The 20,609-nt window shown below is 57.5% G+C and carries 17 protein-coding genes and 2 pseudogenes; 9 read left to right on the top strand and 10 right to left on the bottom strand.

From position 1 onward, the window contains the following. The first annotated feature begins 118 nt into the window (after nt 1-118). The 3 genes from CIK74_RS17095 (at nt 119) to CIK74_RS17085 (ending at nt 3,504) form a co-directional block, all read left to right on the top strand. Complete coding sequence (locus CIK74_RS17095) at nt 119-1,087, top strand: ATP-binding protein (RefSeq protein ID WP_096257577.1); 969 nt, start codon at nt 119-121, stop codon at nt 1,085-1,087. Continuing rightward, a complete protein-coding gene (locus CIK74_RS17090; RefSeq protein WP_229677171.1) occupies nt 1,084-1,806 on the top strand; it encodes a response regulator in 723 nt (240 codons plus the stop codon). Before CIK74_RS17095 ends, CIK74_RS17090 begins: the two co-directional genes overlap by 4 nt. A gap of 195 nt (nt 1,807-2,001) precedes the next feature. Further along, nucleotides 2,002-3,504 carry a DASS family sodium-coupled anion symporter gene (locus CIK74_RS17085; RefSeq protein WP_096257700.1) on the top strand — a complete coding sequence of 501 codons (1,503 nt, stop codon included), beginning with the start codon at nt 2,002-2,004 and terminating at the stop codon, nt 3,502-3,504. Between the two features lie 77 nt (nt 3,505-3,581). Here the strand turns inward: CIK74_RS17085 and CIK74_RS17080 are convergent, their stop codons facing one another. Beyond that, nucleotides 3,582-5,486 carry an acetate--CoA ligase gene (locus CIK74_RS17080; RefSeq protein ID WP_096257576.1) on the bottom strand — a complete coding sequence of 635 codons (1,905 nt, stop codon included), beginning with the start codon at nt 5,484-5,486 and terminating at the stop codon, nt 3,582-3,584. A 172-nt stretch (nt 5,487-5,658) separates the two neighbouring features. Between CIK74_RS17080 and CIK74_RS17075 the strand changes: the two genes are divergently transcribed. From CIK74_RS17075 to CIK74_RS19105, 6 genes and pseudogenes are all read left to right on the top strand, one after another. Then, a complete protein-coding gene (locus tag CIK74_RS17075; protein ID WP_096257575.1) occupies nt 5,659-6,309 on the top strand; it encodes a GntR family transcriptional regulator in 651 nt (216 codons plus the stop codon). Continuing rightward, nucleotides 6,306-7,823: an MmgE/PrpD family protein gene (locus CIK74_RS17070; RefSeq protein ID WP_096257574.1), complete on the top strand. Its 1,518-nt coding sequence runs from the start codon at nt 6,306-6,308 to the stop codon at nt 7,821-7,823. The genes CIK74_RS17075 and CIK74_RS17070 overlap by 4 nt, the downstream gene beginning before the upstream one ends. Nucleotide 7,824: 1 nt before the next feature. Next, nucleotides 7,825-8,754 carry a methylisocitrate lyase gene (prpB, locus tag CIK74_RS17065; protein WP_096257573.1) on the top strand — a complete coding sequence of 310 codons (930 nt, stop codon included), beginning with the start codon at nt 7,825-7,827 and terminating at the stop codon, nt 8,752-8,754. Between the two features lie 32 nt (nt 8,755-8,786). Continuing rightward, nucleotides 8,787-9,926, top strand: a complete 1,140-nt coding sequence (locus CIK74_RS17060) for a bifunctional 2-methylcitrate synthase/citrate synthase (RefSeq protein WP_096257572.1) — start codon at nt 8,787-8,789, stop codon at nt 9,924-9,926. Nucleotides 9,927-10,051: 125 nt separating this feature from the next. After that, nucleotides 10,052-10,324 carry a DUF2975 domain-containing protein gene (locus CIK74_RS17055; protein ID WP_096257571.1) on the top strand — a complete coding sequence of 91 codons (273 nt, stop codon included), beginning with the start codon at nt 10,052-10,054 and terminating at the stop codon, nt 10,322-10,324. Further along, nucleotides 10,324-10,474: pseudogene (locus CIK74_RS19105) on the top strand (helix-turn-helix domain-containing protein). The gene CIK74_RS17055 and the pseudogene CIK74_RS19105 overlap by 1 nt, the downstream one beginning before the upstream one ends. 119 nt (nt 10,475-10,593) lie before the next feature. Here CIK74_RS19105 and CIK74_RS17045 read toward each other — a convergent pair. The 9 genes and pseudogenes from CIK74_RS17045 to CIK74_RS18845 all read right to left on the bottom strand — a co-directional run. Beyond that, nucleotides 10,594-11,097, bottom strand: a complete 504-nt coding sequence (locus CIK74_RS17045) for an 8-oxo-dGTP diphosphatase (protein WP_096257570.1) — start codon at nt 11,095-11,097, stop codon at nt 10,594-10,596. A 10-nt stretch (nt 11,098-11,107) separates the two neighbouring features. After that, nucleotides 11,108-12,067 (bottom strand): site-specific tyrosine recombinase XerD, encoded by a 960-nt coding sequence (gene xerD, locus CIK74_RS17040; RefSeq protein ID WP_096257569.1) that lies wholly within the window; start codon nt 12,065-12,067, stop codon nt 11,108-11,110. Nucleotides 12,068-12,075: 8 nt separating this feature from the next. After that, nucleotides 12,076-12,720, bottom strand: coding sequence for an NUDIX hydrolase (locus CIK74_RS17035; protein WP_096257568.1), 645 nt, complete (start codon nt 12,718-12,720; stop codon nt 12,076-12,078). A gap of 67 nt (nt 12,721-12,787) precedes the next feature. Continuing rightward, entirely contained in the window at nt 12,788-14,470 is a 1,683-nt protein-coding gene (locus CIK74_RS17030; protein ID WP_096257567.1) for a CTP synthase, read from the bottom strand. 101 nt (nt 14,471-14,571) lie between these two features. Next, complete coding sequence (recN, locus tag CIK74_RS17025) at nt 14,572-16,320, bottom strand: DNA repair protein RecN (protein WP_096257566.1); 1,749 nt, start codon at nt 16,318-16,320, stop codon at nt 14,572-14,574. 106 nt (nt 16,321-16,426) lie between these two features. Next, nucleotides 16,427-17,449, bottom strand: a complete 1,023-nt coding sequence (locus tag CIK74_RS17020; RefSeq protein ID WP_096257699.1) for an NAD kinase — start codon at nt 17,447-17,449, stop codon at nt 16,427-16,429. 71 nt (nt 17,450-17,520) lie between these two features. Then, a complete protein-coding gene (locus tag CIK74_RS17015) occupies nt 17,521-18,315 on the bottom strand; it encodes a TlyA family RNA methyltransferase (RefSeq protein WP_096257565.1) in 795 nt (264 codons plus the stop codon). Between the two features lie 172 nt (nt 18,316-18,487). Further along, entirely contained in the window at nt 18,488-19,495 is a 1,008-nt protein-coding gene (locus CIK74_RS17010; protein ID WP_096257564.1) for an HAD-IIA family hydrolase, read from the bottom strand. 13 nt (nt 19,496-19,508) lie between these two features. Next, a pseudogene (locus tag CIK74_RS18845) lies at nt 19,509-20,609 on the bottom strand (hypothetical protein); the annotation flags it as partial.

Genomic DNA, 20,609 nt, shown 5'->3' with positions numbered 1-20,609 from the left:
GTTCACTTCCTGGTCATTTTCCAAATACATTCAAGGCGCCACCCTGGGCTTCGGCCCGCACGGGCTGCGCCGGCTCTACGCGTTCTACTTCTCCGCACTGCACTCGGTACGCGAGGGATTGATTCTGCTGGACCGCAGGCACCGCATTGTGCTCTATAACTCCGAAGCAGCCCGCCTCTTAAAGCTGCCGGCGCAGGCCCCGGGCGACGGTTTGGAACTTTCGGACGCCAAGCTGCCCGACACCCTGCGTGAATTAATGTCCAGCGGCCGGGCCGCGCGCGATGAAATCCACTTGGGCCACAACTCGGTGCTTGCAGTGTCACAGAGCAACGCCAGACTGACCGGAACCCAGCTGCCCGGCAGGTACCGGCTGCCATTGCGCTGGCTGCGAGTACAGGCACCCAGCGGCCAGGTGCTCACCCTGCGTGATCTGACCGAGGTGCAGGAACTGACCGGCGAAGTGCAGTCGCTGAAAACTTTCTCCACCGCGCTACGTGCCCAGACCCATGAGCACGCCAACCGCCTGCATACCATCGCCACGCTGATCGAAAATGGCAGCGCGGACAAGGCGCTGGCCTTCGCCGTCGATGACCGGCAAAATTCCCAAGCGCTCACCGACGCGATCGTGCAAAACATCGATGACGTGTACCTGTCTAGTTTGCTGGTCGCTAAATCGGCACAGGCCCACGAACGCGGAGTCACCCTCAGCATTACCGCCACCGGGGTGGTCCGCCCGGATACCTTCCACGCCACCGACATCGTGACCATCGTCGGCAACTTGCTGGATAATGCGCTGGACGTTTCGGTGGGTACCGAGGAGTCGACCGTCTGGGTGGAAGTTAATGCCCTCGCGGACGAGGTGATCATCTCCGTCGCGGATTCCGGGCCGGGCATCGAACCCGAATTCCTGGAAAACCTGCTGCGTTTCGGAGTGAGCACCAAACAGGGCAACGCGCCGCGCGGACTCGGGCTCGCTCTGGTGCAGCAGGCGGTGACGCGGCTTCATGGAACAATGACCATAGACAACGATGCCGGGGCGATATTCACCGTCACCCTGCCGGTTCTGCCTGAGGAGGACAGCGCGTGAGCTTAACCGAGCCGAGCAGCGACTTCCGGGTACTGGTGGTTGACGACGAACCGGAGACCGCCCGCGCCCACGCCATGTATGTGGATCGGGTTCCCGGGTTCCGCACCGGCGCCATCGCTGCCAATGGGTACGGCGCACTGCAAATGCTCAGCGACGCCCACGAGGCAGGTGCCCCCTTCGACTTGGTCCTGCTGGATATGACGCTGCCGGACTTGCACGGAATTGACGTGGCCCGCCGAATGCGCGGGCGCGGTTATACGCTCGATATTATTGCCATTACCGCGGTGCGTGACCTGGCCGTGGTCCGATCTGCGGTAGCTACGGGAATCACCCAGTACCTGATCAAGCCGTTTAGCTTCGCGGTCTTTGCCGAAAAACTGGAAAACCATCGGGCGTTTATTGCGACCATGCGCTCGGGTGGGTCCTCCACCTCGCAGGCCGCCTTGGATACCGCGTTTTCGGCGTTGCGCACCACTAGCGCCTCAGTGTCGCTGCCCAAGGGACTGATCAGCCAAACGCTGGAACAGGTCCAAAACCATTTGGCGTCCAGCCCGACCCGCGCCTTTTCGGCTACCGAACTGGGTGAGGAATTAGGACTCTCGCGGGTGACTGCCCGCCGATACCTAGAACATTTGGCGTTGGTTAAGACCGCGGTGAAACAACCACGCCATGGCACCCGTGGCCGGCCGGAATTTGAATACCAGCACAATTCGCACTGACTAGCTGCCCTGCTTGCGTTTTCTTTTCGAAGGATGCGCGACGTTGATCTGCTATCTGGGCTCAATTGATAGGCCCAGCATCCTAGTGGCGCGCAAATAAGTATTTCAGTTACCTAGCTCTCAGGGCTACGTTAGCGAAGTAACATTCGCCCAAGCCCCTCAGGATCATCCTTGTCACAAGATGTGCAAATCAGCGTGAGCGATGCAGCACGCGTCGAACCCTCCGCGCCGACGACCGCTCCGCCGAGCCGCAAGCTGCTGTCCTTGCTTACTGGCCCCTTAGTTGGTTTTCTCCTTTTCTTGGCCCTACCCGAGTCACTATCCTTCCAGGGACAGGCAGTCGCCGGGTGTGCCGCGTGGATGGCAATCTGGTGGATCACCGAAGCCGCACCTATTCCAGTGACCTCGCTGCTTCCATTGGTACTCTTCCCGTTATTCGGGATGGACACGATGACCAACGTGGCCGCGCCTTACGCCAACCCGGTAGTTTTCCTCGTCATGGGCGGCGTGATCCTGGGGCTCGCCACGGAGCGCAGTAATCTTCACCGGCGCATCGCACTGCTCACGATCCGTGCCGTAGGCACACGTCCGGATCAGATCGTCTTCGGGCTGATGCTTGCCTCCGCGTTTATCTCGGCCTGGGTTTCCAACACCGCCACCGCGGTGATTATGGTCCCGATCGGTGTCTCGATCCTGCAGCTGGTCCGCAATATCGATCCCAAAGCCGTAGACGCGAAGTTCTCAGCCTCGATGATGTTGGGCATTGCCTACGGTGTGACCATCGGCTCCATGGCCACGCTCATCGGTCAGCCACCGATGGCGTTGATGGCTGCATACCTTGATGCAGAGCTGAACTACGAGATGCAGTTCGGCAAGTGGATGCTCGTGGGCGTCCCGGTAGCAGTCTTCATGCTGCTGGTCGCGTGGCTGGTGCTGACCAAACTGGTTTTCCGCACCGGACTGAAACAAATCCCCGGTGGCAAGGATCTGATTCGCGCCGAACTGACAAAGCTGGGCACCATGTCCACCTCCGAACGTCGCGTTGCCGCGATTTTCCTGGTCGCGATTTTCTGCTGGGTTGCTCTGCCATTTATCGCTAAGATTCCCGCAATTGCGCAGTCGATGCCGTTCCTCGGCGAAATCTCGGATACTCAGGTTGCGATGGGCGCGGCCATAGCCTGCTTCCTAGTTCCTGCGGGCAAGAGCGCCGGCCCGTTACTGAAATGGGAATCGGCGCGTGATATCCCTTGGGGTCTGCTGCTACTTTTCGGCGGCGGCCTGTCGCTATCGGCGATGTTCACCTCCACTGGGCTATCAAAGTGGATCGGCGATCAGGTGAGCACGCTCGGAGACCTGCCACCAATCCTCGTCCTGCTCGTGGCCGCGCTTGTTGGCTTGGGCCTGACCGAGCTAACCAGCAATACGGCCACCGCTGCCGCATTCTTCCCGATCATGGGTGCGGTGGCAGTCGGCGTCGGCGTGGATCCGTTGCTGATGATCATCGTGATGACCTTGGCGGTGTGTTCCGCGTACATGTTGCCGGTAGCTACCCCGTCCAATGCCGTGGCTTTCGGATCCGGCGAGGTCTCCATCAGGCAGATGGTACGAGCCGGCGTCTGGCTGAACCTGATCTCAATGGTGCTGATCGTGGGCGCCATCTACACGTTGGTTCCGTGGGTTTTCGGCGTGAGCATCTAACCCCGCAAAACATTTCAAGGCCTGTCCCCCACGATTTCTGTGGTTCGGACAGGCCTTGAGTGCTTTAGTGGTGCTGATTATCCTTGCGGGCGCAGGTAGTTCGCAAGGTCATCGAGCACCGCTGGATCCTCGATGGTCGAAGGCACCGTGTACTCCTTGCCGTCGGCGATCTGCCGCATGGTTTTGCGCAGAATCTTTCCCGAGCGCGTCTTCGGCAGCCCGGCCACCACGGTCACCTCACGGAAGTCCGCCACCGGTCCGATATGCTGGCGCACCAGCGCAACGATCTCCTTTTTCAGTGTTTCCTCGTCCGTGTCCACACCGGATTTGAGCACCACATATCCGCTGGCACGCTGGCCTTTGAGTGCGTCGTTGATGCCGATCACCGCGCATTCGGCGACCGCCGGATGGCTGGCGAGCACCTGCTCCATGGCGCCGGTGGACAACCGGTGTCCGGACACGTTGATCACGTCATCGGTGCGCCCCATGACAAACAGGTAACCGTCCTCATCGAGGAAGCCCGAATCACCGGTGAGGTAGAAGCCTTCGATCTGCGTGAGATAGGTGTCGATGAAGCGCTGGTCATTGCCCCACAGCGTGGTCAGTGCGCCCGGTGGCAACGGCAGCTTGATGACGATATTTCCCTCATCGCCAGCAGCTACCTGAGCGCCGAGGGCGTCACGGATTTCTACGTTAAAACCGGGTACCGGGGTGGTGGGGCTGCCGGCTTTCGCAGTCAGCTCCTCCAGTCCCAGCGGGTTGGAGGCGATAGGCCAACCGGTTTCGGTCTGCCACCAGTTATCCACGACCGGGATGCCCAGCAGATCCACCGCAAAGTGGTAAGTGTCCGGGTCCAGCCGCTCTCCGGCAACAAATAGTGCGCGCAGCGAGGACAGGTCATGAGCGGCGATCAGCGCTCCGGACGGGTCGGCCTTACGCACCGCACGCAGCGCGGTGGGTGCGGTGAACATTGTGGTGACCTTGTGGTCCTCGATAATGCGCCCAAACACGCCGGCATCCGGGGTGCCAATTGGCTTGCCCTCGTAGAGTACGGAGGTCGCGCCGGCGATCAATGGTGCGTACACGATGTAGGAGTGGCCCACGACCCAGCCCACATCCGAAGCGGTAAACATGACGTCACCGGGGTGTACGTCGTAAATCGCGTTCATGGAGAACTGCAGCGCCGTGGTGTAACCACCGGTATCGCGTACGACTCCCTTAGGGGAACCGGTGGTTCCGGAGGTGTAGAGCACGTAGAGCGGGTGGGTGGAGTCCAGTGACACTGGCGCGGCGGGCTGGGCCACCTTGGCTAGCTCATCCCAATCCAGCCAATTGACCTCGGAAGCGTCCTGGTACTCACTGGGGCTGTGTTCAAACCCGTCGCGGTGGCTCACGATGACATCTCGCACAGATTTTTCGGCGAGCGCCAAAGCCTCGGCGACGGCCGGCAGGTATTCAATATGACGCGAGGGTTCGATACCGCCCGAGGCCGTGACGATGGCTACCGGCTCGCAGTCGGTAATACGAGCGGCCAGCTCTTTCGGAGCGAAACCACCAAAAACTACCGAGTGCACTGCACCGAGGCGCGCACAGGCAAGCATCGAGATGACAGCCTGCGGAATCATCGGTAGGTAGATCAAGACACGGTCACCGGTTTTTACACCGCGGTCGCGCAAAACGCCGGCGAAGATTTCCACTTCGCGCAAAAGTTCACTGTAGCTGTACTCGGTTTTGCTATTCAGCATTGCCGAATCGTAAATGAGTGCGGCCTGATCCCCGCGCCCGGCAGCCACATGTCGATCCAGTGCGTTGGCCGATAGGTTCAGCTTTCCGTCCGGGAACCAGTTGTACAGTGGCGCCTTCGAATCATCGATCGCTTGGGTGGGCGCCTTGTCCCACTGCACATCTCGGGCGGCGGTGAGCCAAAACGCGGCCGGATCGGTAGCGGCCTGGTTAAAGGCCTGGCGGTATTCCTGTGCCATGTTTCCCTCCTGGGGCCGGGCGTCGTCACCCGGCGGCTGTGCGGTTGCTACATCTACTAGCGTATGAGGGCAGTCACATGTTCGCAAGTTATTTGTATACATTTCTACGAAGATTGCGAAAAAATTTACGCTTTACTATCCCTTTCCCGCCATTCATGTATACAATCGAACCATGAAAGCAAGCGACAAGGTCTACGAGAGCCTGCGCCGCGACATCGTCGAATGGCGGTTGTCACCGGGTACGGTACTCGCCGAGGTGGAGCAGTCCGACAGGCTTGGAGTTTCCCGTACCCCAGTGCGTGAAGCCTTAGCCCGACTGGTCGCTGATGGGTTAGCGGTGCAACAGCGCGGACGCGGTGCGATCGTCTCCGAAATCTCCGATACCCACGTCGAAGACCTCTTCGTTTTGCGCCGGGCGTTGGAATGCGAAAGCGCACGCCTCGCAGCACGCTCCACTCATGGCGCTGATTTTGCCCTGTTGGCAAAGCGATTCGAAACCGCGGCGCAGCAATTGCGCGCCGAAGCCGCCACCGACGGGTACTACCAGTTGGTCAGCGAACTCGACGAGATGATCGACACGGCAGCGAACAATACGTACCTCTCCGGTGCGCTGCGCACACTACGCGTTCATCTGCAACGCGTCCGTCGGCTAGCAAAAGACAATCCAGAGCGATTATTAGAATCCGCCGGAGAACATGCGGCGATTGCCAGGGCGATCGCCAGCGGGAAACCAGAGGTCGCTGCCGCGGCCACCACGGTCCACCTACACCAATCGCTTGAACACATCATGACCCACGCGGTCGCCACTGAAAGGACACCATGATCAATCATCCAGTTCGCGTTTACCGCTCCGAAGAAAACCTCGCCCGCGAGGATCAGCTAGCACACAAGATCGCAACCGTTGCAGCCGATCCGGTAGAAGTGACCGCTGAGGTCACCGACATGATCATTAACCGCATCATCGACAACGCTTCGGTGGCCATCGCCTCGCTGAACCGCGGTCCGATCATTGCCGCTCGCTCCCAAGCGCTAACCCACGCACCGTCCACCGGTGGCAAGGGCGCCAACGTCTTCGGCATCACCGAAAAGGTCTCCCCCGAGTGGGCAGCCTGGGCTAACGGCGTTGCAGTGCGCGAGCTCGATTACCATGACACCTTCTTGGCCGCCGAGTACTCGCACCCAGGCGATAACATCCCACCCATCTTGGCCGTCGCCCAGCACACCGGCGCTTCGGGCAAGGATCTGATCCGTGGCATCGCCACCGGTTACGAAATCCAGGTTGACCTAGTGAAGGCCATCTGCCTGCACAAGCACAAGATCGACCACGTAGCACACCTGGGCCCATCGGCTTCGGCCGGCATCGGCACCCTGTTGGGTCTAGATGTTGAAACCATCTTCCAGGCTGTCGGCCAGGGCCTGCACACCACCACCGCAACCCGCCAGTCACGTAAGGGCGAAATTTCCACCTGGAAGGCACACGCCCCAGCCTTCGCCGGCAAGATGGCAGTTGAAGCAGCTGACCGTGCGATGCGCGGCCAGACCTCACCAGTGCCAATCTATGAAGGCGAAGATGGCGTGATCGCCTGGATGCTCGACGGCAAGGATGCCGCCTACGAGGTGCCGTTGCCAGAGGCTGGCGAAGCAAAGCGCGCCATCATGGACACCTACACCAAGGAACACTCGGCTGAATACCAGGCGCAGGCCTGGATCGACCTGGCTCGCAAGCTGCATGGTGAGCACCCAGAAGCCACCGAGGCGAAGAATGTGAAGTCGGTGCTGATCAAGACCAGCCACCACACTCACTACGTCATTGGTTCCGGCGCCAACGATCCACAGAAGTACGATCCAACCGCTTCACGCGAGACCCTGGATCACTCGATTCCATACATCTTCACCGTCGCCCTGCAGGACGGCGCATGGCACCACGTGGATTCCTACTCCCCGGAGCGTGCCGGCCGTGAAGACACCGTGGCACTGTGGCACAAGGTCACCACCGAAGAAGACGCTGAGTGGACCCGTCGCTACCACTCGCTGGACATCGCAGAGAAGGCCTTCGGCGGCAGCGTCGAAATCACGCTGAACGATGGCACCGTGATCACCGACCAGATCGCTGTGGCCGACGCGCACCCACTAGGCGCTCGACCATTCGCTCGCGAGCAGTACATCAACAAGTTCCGCAGCCTTGCCACCGGCCTGGTCGACGACGCGGAAATCGACCGCTTCATCGCCGCCGCCGAAAACCTGGAAAATCTGGGTGCCGGCGAGCTGGAGCAGCTAAACATCGTTGCGGCAGCCGGAGTTATCGACGCCGCAGCCGCACCGAAGGGCCTGTTCTAGGATGTTGTACTCAACTAAAACCCCAGCGGCCAAGCGTGCCGCGCTACGCGAAATGCTCACCCCGGGAGCTGCTCGCCAGTTCCCCGGAGCGTTCAACCCACTCTCGGCCAAGCTGATCAGTGAGAAGAACTTCGACGGCATCTACATTTCCGGTGCAGTGCTCGCCAACGACCTGGGCCTCCCCGACATTGGACTGACCTCTCTGACCGAGGTCGCCACGCGTGCCGGACAGATCGCCCGAATGAGCGATTTGCCTTCGATCGTGGACGCAGACACCGGGTTTGGTGAACCGATGAACGTGGCCCGCTCGATCCAAGAGCTGGAATACGCTGGCTTGGCCGGCTGCCATATCGAAGACCAGTTCAATCCGAAGCGCTGCGGCCACTTGGACGGCAAGAACGTGGTGGATACCGAGACCATGCTCAAGCGCATCGCCGCAGCAGCCGACGCACGCATTGATGAGAACTTCTTGATCATGGCGCGCACCGACATCCGTGCGGTGGAAGGTCTGGATGCTGCGATCGACCGGGCAAAGGCGATGGTTGATGCCGGGGCGGACTCCATCTTCCCTGAGGCCATGAAGAATGTGTCGGAATTTGAAGCCATCTGTAATGCGGTTGATGTACCGGTGTTGGCGAATATGACCGAGTTCGGCAAGTCCGAGCTTTTCAACCGCCAGGAGCTGGCCGAAGCCGGTGTTGCACTAATCATTTACCCGGTGACCTTGCTGCGTAGCGCCATGGGTGCGGCCGAGCGAGTACTCGACGCAATTAGCGAAGATGGAACTCAAGAGCGCGAAGTGGATAACATGTTAACCAGGTCACGTCTCTACGAGCTAGTCGACTATGAGGCGTACAACCGATTCGACACCGGGATCTTCAACTTCCAAGTTCCCACCCTCGACATCGATACCAATAACTCGAACCTCTAGTACGGGGATCCATCAACGAAGAGGATGCACTTATGAGCACCACCGAGGATATCAAGAAGGGCCTTGCCGGCGTCGTCGTGGATTACACGGCGGTCTCTAAGGTCAATCCGGAGACCAACTCGCTGCTTTATCGTGGCTACCCGGTACAGGATCTCGCGGCAAGCAAGTCCTTCGAAGAAGTCGCGCTACTGCTGTGGACTGGTGAATTGCCAAGCGAGTCGGAGCTGACCGAATTCAGCGCCTTCGAGCGAGCTAATCGTGCGCTCGATCCACGCGTGAAGGCTGCTATTGACCTACTGCCTACCGACTGCCATCCAATGGATGTTGGACGCACGGCCGTATCGGTGATCGGCGCCAACCACGCAGAGGCAGAAAATTCCTCCCCCGAGGCGGAACTGCGCAAGGCCAAGGAACTGTTCGCGGCTTTCCCAGCGGTCGTCGCCTATGATCAGCGCCGTCGTCGTGGCCAAGAGCTCGTGGCACCACGCGAGGATTTGGACTACTCGTCGAACTTCTTATGGATGAGCTTCGGTGAAGAGGCTGCCCCCGAGGTAGTCGACGCGTTCCGCGTGTCGATGGTGCTCTATGCGGAGCACTCCTTCAATGCCTCCACCTTCACCGCACGCGTAATTACCTCGACGCTCTCGGACCTGCACTCGGCTGTCACCGGCGCCATCGGTGCTTTGAAGGGTCCTTTGCACGGCGGCGCCAACGAGGCGGTGATGCACACCTTCGACGAGATCGGTATCGACAAGAACGAATCCCGCAAGGATGCTGCCGTCCGTGCGAAGGCGTGGATGGAAGATGCGCTGGCACAGAAGAAGAAGGTCATGGGTTTCGGCCACCGCGTGTACAAGCACGGTGACTCGCGGGTACCAACGATGAAGGCTGCGCTGGACAAGATGATCGAGCATTACGGTCGTTCCGAAATGCTTGGACTCTACGATGGCCTGGAGTCGGCCATGGATGAGGCGAAGGCGATCAAACCAAACCTCGACTACCCAGCCGGCCCGACCTATCACTTGATGGGTTTTGACACCGAAATGTTCACCCCGATCTTCATCGCGGCACGCATCACCGGCTGGACCGCCCACATCTTCGAGCAGCGCGCCTCAAACGCACTGATCCGTCCGTTGTCCGCGTACAACGGTCCGGAGCAGCGCGCGCTGTAACAAGAATCCGTACACAAGAGCGGAGTCGGGCCGATCGGTTCGACTCCGCTCTTGTGTTAACTGACACGGCGGTATGTTGCTTATCGATAAGTGTTCATCGTAAGAGGACAACAGGTGTATCTTCCATGGGCACATCGAGTACCCTCGCAGTGAGAATCGTGCTGGGTCTGATCATCGTCGCGATTTCCATGGGCTCACTGATGACATTTATTCTGGGCACGGTCATGGCCCCAGACGATGCAGTAGCACCGACAGTAGTGCTCTTGGTGGGTGGATTCGGAGTCCTGCTAGCTGGGATCGCGCTCATTGTGTGGGTCCTGCGCCAATTGTTTTTCCAAGCCTCAACCACCGAAGCCCAGGCAGCGGCGTTGCGCACGGAGTTGGGCGTCGTGATCTAATGGCCATCAGAGTAGACATCGATGTCATGCTCTCCCGCCGAAAATGGCGGTTGGTGAACTAGTCGAAAAATCGGCATCACCCATGCAAATCTTGCAGTTCTCAAAAATGGGCGTACCAAAGCCGTCCGCTTCAGCACGTTGGAAGCCTGATCTGAAGCACTCGATTGCCAGCCCGGAGACCTGCTAATTTACGAGCCCTACCCCGCCCAGGCTAGCGAAGAAAGACCCTCGATCCTCAGTACCGCAGAATAATCCTAGATCCTGGTGCTTTACTCAGGCCAAGGCGCCAAGGCGATCTCTTGCAGGGTTTGATTATCCGCCGCATAACTGATGTGGGCGGTGAATTGTTCTCCCGCCAGCATGCGTGGAAGCCATAACGGGGAATCTTCCCACATTTGTGTCACCGGCAATGCGCTGGCTGAAAACCACAACGGTTCCAGTTCCTCGCTGGGTGCAAGACTCCCGCTGGCTAAACGCGCGATGAATACTGCACAGTCCATGTCAGAGCTCGGATTGGCCGGAAAATTGAAGACTATCTTGGCCGCTGTCCGAAGCTGGTCCGAAGCCACAAGCAGCCCGGTTTCTTCGAAGAACTCACGAATTCCAGCTTGCTCGGATGTTTCGCCGGGCTCAATCTTCCCGCCGGGCAAAACGATCTTGCCGATGCCAAAACCACGCAGTTTTCTCCCAAGCAGTACCTCGGTACCGAATTCACCGTCGCGTAGCAAAGCAAGTAAAGCAACGGGTTTCGGCCGGGACAAATTCATTGACATGCCCAAAAACCTAGTTCACCCTCGGGTGCGCAAAAAGGTAAGCCTCACGCAATGAATCGACGGTGACCTTCGTGTAAATCTGCGTGGTGGTGACCGAGGCATGACCCAATAATTCTTGAACCACTCGCACATCTGCTCCGCCCTCTAGAAGATGAGTGGCAAAGGAATGTCGAAGCGTGTGTGGAGAAACCTCACCCTCGATCCCCGCGCGCTGCGCGGCCTTGGCCAGAATCAGCCACACCGACTGGCGTGAAAGCCTGCCACCGCGCTGATTCAGAAATAAGGCAGGTGTCCCTTTGCCCTTGGTAGCCAGTCCCGGACGGGCACGCACCAGATAGTCGCTGACCGCGCGCTGGGCATAACCACCGACCGGTACAACCCGTTCTTTCGAGCCCTTACCGAACAAACGCACTACCGCGTCATCGGCAAAATGCAGATCATCTACATCCAGCCCGACAACCTCGGAGATACGGGCACCGGTCGAGTACAAAAATTCTAGAATCGCCCGATCTCTCAGCCCAGCGGGAGTATCCAACGCAATGGAATCGAGAATCTGAGTCACCGCAGAAATGCTGATCGCCTTCGGCAACGACTGGCCCACCGTCGGAGGTTGCACCTCACGAGCAGGATTTGGCGCACAAATCTCCTCTAGCTCCCAATACTTATGCAGCTGCCGAATGGCCACCGTATGGCGTGCGACCGATCTGGGCCCCAGAGCCTGATGCTCATCATCGCCGCGTGCCAACTGCTGTAGGTAGCCACTGACATCATTTTCGGTGATCAATGCGGGATCAGTGATGCCACGTGTTTCCAAAGTTTCTTGGTAACGAGTTAGATCCCGACGATAGGAGTCCAAGGTATTTTTTGCCAGGCCACGCTCGATCGCCAAGTGTTGCAGGTAGCGGCGTAGCGCGGACTCAAACGTGCCGGATTTCGGCGCCGGTTGGGCAGTTGCTTCGGGCAAACTCATGGGGCGCTTTAGGCCCCGCGCAATCCGGGGTGCGCGTCGAATGCACTATCAGCCGGTCGCAACGTGGAGTAATTGCTCGCACGTGCAGCAAAGGCTGCCAAGAGGCCTACTACCGCCGAGGGGTTATGGATTCGGCCGTCAAGCACTGCGGCTACAGCCTCGTCTAGGGGCACCCAGCGGGTGATGATTTCGGCTTCTTCATCAGTGCGTTCGTGACGCTGTCCTTCCGGCGCCAGATTCACATCACGCGCTAAAAATATTCGTAGCGCCTCGGAAGAAGACCCTGGAGAGAGAAAAACGTCGGTAAGGACGGCCCAAGATTCAGCGGTTCGATCCGCTTCCTCCCAGAGTTCTCGCTTGGCGCCTTCCAGTGGCGGCTCCCCCGCCACGTCGAGCAATCCGGCGGGAAGTTCCCACAGCCGCATACCGACAGGGTGACGGTATTGGTTAACTAAAAGGACCCGTTCGCGTTCATCGAGGGCGAGGATCGACACGGCACCGGGGTGCACGATGTAGTCTCGCTCGATGCGGGATCCATCATCCGAAAGTTGCACTGTATCGTGGACGACATTCCAGATGCGTCCTTCATATACGGTTTCACGTCCGATCAACTCTCGAGGTGAAAGTTCATCAGATATCGGTTGTGGTTCCACGCGAACGGGCCCTTCTATTGGTATGACCTAACAGGTACTACCTTAGACGGTTTATAACCGGTATTGCTCAGGCGTTGCGCTTTGCCAGAGCCGCGGCGACCAGACCTGCAAAGAGCGGGTGTGGGCGAGTTGGGCGGCTGGAAAGTTCTGGGTGAGCCTGCGTGGAGACGTAGTACGGATGTACGTCCTTAGGCAGTTCAACGAACTCGACGAGCTTGCCATCCGGGGAGGTTCCGGAGAAGACTAGTCCCGCCTCTTCAAGCTGCGCACGGTAAGCATTGTTGACTTCGTAGCGGTGACGGTGGCGTTCAGCAACCTCGGTCTTGCCGTAGGTTTCGGCCAGCACAGAACCTGGCAGAAGCTTCGCGTCATACAAACCTAAGCGCATGGTTCCGCCTAGGTCACCCTTGCCGTCAACAATGTCCAGCTGTTCGGCCATAGTCGCGATGACTGGGGTGGAAGACTCCGGATCAAACTCGGTAGATGAAGCTTCTGGTAGATCAGCCATATTGCGGGCGTACTCGATCACCATGGACTGCAGACCTAGGCACAGGCCCAAGGTAGGAATCTGGTTTTCACGAGCAAATCGCAGCGCGCCGAGCTTTCCTTCAAGACCGCGAATACCGAAGCCACCAGGTACACAGATTGCTTCCGCACCATCGAGAGCCTTGCGGGCTCCTTCTTCGGTAGCGCAGTCATCGGACGGTACCCAACGGATCTTGACCTTGGAATCGTTAGCGAAACCGCCGGCCTTCAAAGCTTCGGTGACCGAGAGATAAGCATCTGGAAGTTCGATGTATTTTCCGACCAAAGCGATGGTCAGTTCATGCTTCGGGTTGCGGACGACGTCTAGTAGTCGGTCCCAACCTTCCCAATCCACGTCGCGGAACTTCATATCCAGAGTCTGCACGATGTAAGCATCAAGGCCCTGTGCATGCAGGATCTTTGGAACTTCGTAGATACTCGGCGCATCCGGGCAGCTGATGACTGCTTCGGTTTCCACGTCGCAGGTACGTCCGAGCTTTGCGCGCATCTCGTCTGGGATTGCACGATCAGAGCGGATGACCAGAGCGTCCGGCTGAATGCCGATGGAACGCAGAGCAGCCACCGAGTGCTGAGTTGGTTTGGTCTTCAGCTCGTGGCTCGGGCCAATGTAGGGAACGAGGGAAACGTGAACGAAGAAGGCGTTCTTTCGTCCAATGTCCTGGCGGACCTGGCGAGCTGCCTCAAGGAATGGCTGGGATTCAATATCACCGACCGTGCCACCGATTTCGGTGATAATAACGTCAGGGGCCGATTTGCCTTCACCTGGCTCGGTGGCCGCCAAACGCATACGACGCTTGATTTCGTCAGTAATGTGAGGAATGACTTGAACTGTATCGCCTAGGTATTCACCGCGACGTTCACGTTCCAGAACGGTTGAATAAACCTGACCGGTGGTCACGTTGGCGGAACCCGGAAGATTTTCATCCAGGAAGCGCTCGTAGTGTCCGATGTCCAGGTCGGTTTCTGCGCCATCGTCAGTAACGAAGACTTCACCATGCTGGAAAGGGTTCATAGTACCTGGATCGACGTTCAGGTACGGATCGAGCTTCTGCATGGTCACGGAGAGACCACGAGCTCGAATTAAGTGTCCAAGGCTGGATGCCGTCAATCCCTTACCCAGGGAGGAGGCTACACCGCCGGTGACGAAGATATGTTTTGTCGTTTCAGACGACCGAGAATCACGAGTTAATTTACGCTGCACCACGGGATTTCATCCTATCACCATTGCTCGCTTTCGCGAATACCGACCATCCACTTTGCAACTCTACGACACCTGCCGAAGATGCCAAAGTCCGTCTCTGCCATTTAGCGTGCGCTCTTCGTCACCAATGATTCGACCATCTTCCGCGCATCAGCCAGAAGCTCTTCTGCATGCGCTTGAGCGGTGTCAGATTCCTCCTGACCTGCCAACATCCGGGCCAGCTCACGGACACGTTCTGTATCATCAAGAGTGATTACGTCACTGGCGGTAAACCCGGCGCCGGCCGCTGACTTACCGTTTGAGGTCTTGATCACGCGGATATGACGATCAGCATAGGCCGCCACTTGGGGTAGGTGTGTGACCACAATGACTTGCACATGTCGGGCAAGCATCGCCAATCGCTCACCGATGCTCACCGCAGCTTTGCCACCAACTCCGGAATCCACTTCATCAAAGACGAAGGTTGGCACCGGATCTACTGCTGCGAGGACTACCTCGATAGCTAGCATCACGCGCGACAGCTCACCGCCGCTGGCCCCCTTACCCAGTGGGCGAGGCGCGGCACCTGCATGGGGCGCTAACAGCATTTCGATCTGGTCTTGCCCATATGCACCGAGCTCCGGCAAATCACCGATCTCGACAAAGAGATTCGCATCAGGCATGGCCAATGCGGTTAGCTCGGCGCTGCCCCGCTTGGAAAGCTTCGTGGCAGCCTTGCGTCGGGCTTCAGAGAGATCAGTAGCCAGAGCTGAGACCTTCTGCTCCAGCTGGACCACAGCGTCCTCGAGTTCCTCGATGCGAGTGTCGTCCGAACCAAGCCGTTCCAAACGTTGCCGGGATTCTTCGGCCCAGGAAATAACTTCATCGATGCTTGGCGCATATTTACGCATGAGTTTATTCAAATCTGCACGACGTGCTTCAATCTGAGCCAGCCGCTCAGGACCCTCTTCATCAAGATCTGAGACGTAGCTTGCCATATCGCTCGATAGTTCCGAAGCAAGAATGCCAAGTTCTGCGGCGCGGTCAGCAAAGGCTGCTAGGGCCGGGTCATCATCACTTGCTTGCGCCAAAATTCCGCGAACAGATTCTGCCAAAGTAGTAATCCCTGGGGATTCAAAATCTTCACTATCGACAATGGCTCTAGCCTGCAGGCTAGCGTTTCGCAGTGATTCGACGTTACCCAACTTCATCGCCGTTTCACGTAAATTCTCGTCTTCACCCGGCAACGGCTCTAGCGAATCAATCTCGTCGAGCGCGAGTTTTAGGTTTTCGGCTTCACGAACCCGATCACGCGAGTCTTGCTTAAGCGCAGTTAGTTCTTTACTCGACGCACGCCACTGTCGGTAGGTCCGCTGATACTCCTTGAGCGTGCGCGCCAGGCCTGAACCGGCAAATCGGTCAAGTGCATCACGTTGCGCGCCAGCCTCTTTCAGACGAATCTGATCAGACTGACCGTGGACAGCCACCAGCTCCTGCCCTAGTTCGGCCAACAAACCGACCGGGGCACTTCGTCCACCGACTGTCGCTTTGGAACGACCTTGAGCGGACAGAGAGCGAGTGAGTAACAGTTCACTCTTATCGCCTACTTCATCAACAAACGCCCCGGCATGAGTCGCCGCCTCGAGCGCGTGATGGTCTGGGTCTAGACGCACGACAGCCTCGGCTAGTGCGTGATCGGCACCGTTTCGCACTGCACCGGCATCGGCTCGACGGCCAAGCAGTAAGGACAGAGCGGTGATCACCATTGTTTTACCCGCACCGGTTTCGCCGGTGACAACAGTCAACCCCGGCCCAAGTGGCAGAGTCGCCTTGGTAATCACGCCAAGGTTAGAGATCGAAATTTCTTGAATCATCGCCCGCTCCCGGTCGTTCTAGTGCATTCGTTCCAGTTCTCGTCCCAATAGTACTTGTTGAATCGTAAGTTTGTTCGAATATGAGTGTTGTGAGTCGTAAATTCTCTTATTTCATTTCGTCACGAGCCACTAACGGGATCCCAGGTTCATCCTTGTGATGCGGTTCGACGCTCTGAAAGCCGGGCCCGATGACCGGCAGAGCAGTGGTTGCTGGACGGCGTTCGTCCTCGTCCGCCGGGCCGCGCCATCCCTGAATCGGAAGCTCAAATTTATTCACCAGTCGCTCCGAGAATGGAGTCGTATTAAGCCTTGCCAAAAGCACTGGCTTGTCACTCCGAGTAACCTCAATACGAGCTCCAGGCGGCAGGTCAATTGTTCGACGACCATCGCACCACAGCACAGCGCCGGCTTCGGAACGGGTTAAGATTTCAACCGCCATAATCGAGTCTGGCGAAACCACCAGTGGCTTAGCAAATAGTGCGTGGGCACTAATGGGAACCATGATCAGCGCTGCCACTTCGGGCCAAACTACGGGGCCACCAGCAGAAAATGCATAGGCAGTGGACCCTGTTGGCGTAGCCATGACGACGCCGTCGCAACCAAAAGTAGATATCGGTCGTCCATCGACTTCGATGACAACCTCAATCATGCGTTCGCGATTAGCCTTTTCAACCGCGGCTTCGTTAAGTGCCCAAGTTTCCGCAAGACAAACGTTGTCCCGCCAAACCTGAACTTCGATAGCCATCCGTTCTTCAACGGTGTAAGCACCAATCACCAAAGCATGTACTGTGTCCGCTAATTCGGATCTCTCGGCCTCGGCTAGAAAACCAACATGTCCAAGATTTACGCCAACCAACGGCAAAGATGCATCACGCACTAGTTCCGCTGCGCGCAGTACTGAACCGTCTCCACCCAGAACTACGCCTAAGTCGACCTGTTCAATGGTGCAATCCTGACCAAGAATGTCGATTTGCAGCCGGAGTCCGGTGCTTGCAGTTTGTATTGCTTCATGATCTTTTTTGCGCATCACTGGACGCACACCGGCAGCATGGAGCAACCCACAAGTTTCAATAGCCGCGGCGATCGCTTCTTTGCGACCCGTGTGTGTGAAAACTAGGATGCGGCGCAAGGCAGGCTGCCCCTCTCGGGTTAGAAGTATGCGCTTGGTGATGAGGAATTCACCGCTCAAGCAATTCACTTCTAAGAATAGTCAACTACTTCCCACAATTTGGCTTCATCGACGGATTGTTGATTACTCATGGGAGGTTTTCCGAGCCAGAGAAAAAATTCAACGTTTCCATCTTGTCCGGGCAAGGGACTGCGGGCCAGACCACACAATTGCAAACCAACGTCCTGCGCTGATGCTACGACGCTTTCAATGGCACTGCGACGTAACTCGGGAGATAAAACCACGCCGGTTCGATTTATGTGTTCACGTCCAACTTCGAATTGTGGCTTTACCATCAACACGAGCGAACCACCCGGGCGTGTCGTGCCTGCCAGAGCGTCGATCACTAAGCGCAATGAAATGAACGATAAGTCGGCTACGACCAAGTCGACTTCTCCCCCAATATCCTCGGGGTTCATATACCTAACGTTGAGACCTTCAAACACCGATACTCGGGAGTCTTCACGAATTTGTTTCACGAGTTGTCCATGCCCGACATCCGCGGCCATCACCTGTTTGGCACCGCGACGCAGTAAGACATCTGTAAATCCGCCGGTAGAGGCACCAGCATCTAGACAGCGCAACGACTCGGGCGAAATGGTCGTAAATACATCTAGCGCACCAGCCAGTTTATGGCCGGCACGGGAAACGTATTCTTCACCCTCACTAGCTAAGACTTCGAGCTCGGATTCCGGAGCCACGTTCTTCGAAGCCTTGGTAGCAACAACCCCATTGAGCAGAACTCGTTTTGCGTCAATAAGCTTGGCCGCTTCGGTCCGCGAACGAGCTAGCGACCGCAGTACTAGTACTTGATCAAGCCGGTTCACGCGCGGTACTCCGTTGAGTTAAGCTGCGACTGAAGAGTTGCCAGTAGCTGCTCGTATATTGCTGAATGTTCTGTTATATCCTGCTGGGCAAGGGATGAGAGCGTGTCGTCCAGCGCTTCATCTTCCAACATTGATGCCGACTTGGGGCCAGGCGTTGGCATATTCATGTGGGCTACCTCTGAGCTCGTCGCAGGGTGTCCAATCCGCGCGAGGTGAATTGGATTTCGGGACTAACATGATCTTGCTGGCGCGAATGAGCCAGCCACCAAGCATGGCATGCGGCACGCCATGCATTTAGGTCTGATTCATTGCCACTGACCTCTATAGACTCACCATCAACCTTAGCAATTGACTCTCCGACTTGTACGCCGTAGCCAAGCACTTTGATTGTTGGGTAAGGTCGGTAAAGATCTGCGAGGCTGGAAATAAGGTAGTTTGGGCGCTCCGATACCGGGGCACCAAGTGCGCTACGGGGAGAATCCACACCCGTCAATACCAGCGCCGTAGAAAAGCCGGCTCGATATCCTCCAAGGATATCGGTATCCAAACGATCCCCTACTACAAGCGGGCGCCGCGAATCTAAACGATCCGCTGCACGCGCAAATAAGAACGACTCTGGTTTTCCTGCAACGCGGGGTGTCACCCCGGTGGCTAGTTTCACCGCTTGGACTAATGATCCGTTACCTGGTGCGATACCCTCTGCCCGAGGAATGGTTAGGTCGGTGTTCGTCGCGACCCACTGTGCCCCGTTATTGATGGCATAGCTGGCCTCGGCAAGATCGTTCCAAGAAACGGCCGGGTCGAAACCTTGAATAACCGCCACTGGTTTATCTTTATGTGACTCTACGACTTCGAGTCCCCGCACCGCAATGCATTCACGTAGGTACGGGGACCCTACAACTAGTACCTTGCTGCCCGGATTTAATTCACGCGCCAATAGCTCGGCTCCGGCATCAGCAGATCCAAAGACCTGCTCCGCACCGGTTTTCACACCCAGTTGACGCAAATGCGCGGCAACTGACATTGGCGAACGTCCCGCATTGTTCGTTATGAACGCAAGAGCGACATTAACTTCTGCGAGTGCGTTCAATGACTCGACGGCGTCTGGGATCCCATTGGGACCCGCGTAGACGACACCATCGAGATCTGAAAGAACGGAATCAAATCCGGAGATCAGCATTCGGTACTAGTTCCTACTTCTGTGAGTCGGTTTCGGTTTCGGTGACGTTATCAGTTTCGGTTTCAACCTCTACTGAATCTACCTCAACTAGGCCGTCTTCCTCATCGATGCCGATTTCTTCGGTCTCAACGTCGGCATCATCGATATCGGTTTCCGCGGTGTCATCGTCGGCCACTTCGCTCTCAATCGAGTCAGCTGCGTCAACAACAGCTTCATCTTCGGAGTCCACAGCAGCGTTCTCATCAACAAGATCCCTAGCGCGTGGGCGTTCGTCCTCTTCATCCATCTCTGGAGCTAGGTCCATGATGAAGGAATCGGCTTCTTCCTCGATGCCAAGAGCACGCTCTGCGACAGAAACCTGAGCGAACCAACGCTTGGAATCCTCGGTGCGGCCAGCTCCTGCAAGCAGATCAGCATAAGCGGTAAACAAACGCGGGCTGAACGAGTAAGCGCGATTGAAGTCAAGCTGTTCTAGAGATTCCAACTCGGCAAGAGCCAGATCTAATTTGCCCAAGTCGCCGTAGGCACCTGCGGCAACGATGTGCATCTCGACCTTGACCGCAGATTCCAGATTCGCGCACTCATCTGAGTGTGCAAGCTCAATGGCTTTTTCAGCACGACCCAAGCCACGCAGCGAGTCTGCGATCAAGGGAAGGTTGTAATCCGAACCGGAGATACGTCGGTGAGTACGAAGCTCGCGTAGTGAGTCCGCGTACTTGCCTGCGTGGTAGGCAGCAATGCCTACGGCTTCACGGACAACTGCAACGCGGCCGCCACGACGGGAGGCTGCCATGGTGTGCTCATAGGCGAGCTCGGGATCTTCTTCAAGTAGACGGCCAGCCATGACCAAGTGCTTAGCTACCCAGCTTGCCGAGCGTTCTTCGAGGTACCGAAGCTGGGCGCGTGCAACACGATCCAATTCCTTACCGGTAACGTCCTCATCGATATCTGGGGACTGTTCACGGTCTGGGCGGTTCGAAATGCGTAGGTCGCCAGGGTTGTGAGCGCGTGGTGCTTCGTTGGAACGATCATCGAAGCGGTTCCCACGTTCTGGGCGATCGCTCGTACCGCGGAAGCCACCTTCACGGTTGTCATCACGCTTGAAGCCACCACC

It is taken from the genome of Glutamicibacter sp. BW77 (assembly GCF_002332285.1).
Lineage (GTDB): Bacteria > Actinomycetota > Actinomycetes > Actinomycetales > Micrococcaceae > Glutamicibacter > Glutamicibacter bergerei.
This window is presented reverse-complemented; position numbering and strand designations above follow the sequence as displayed.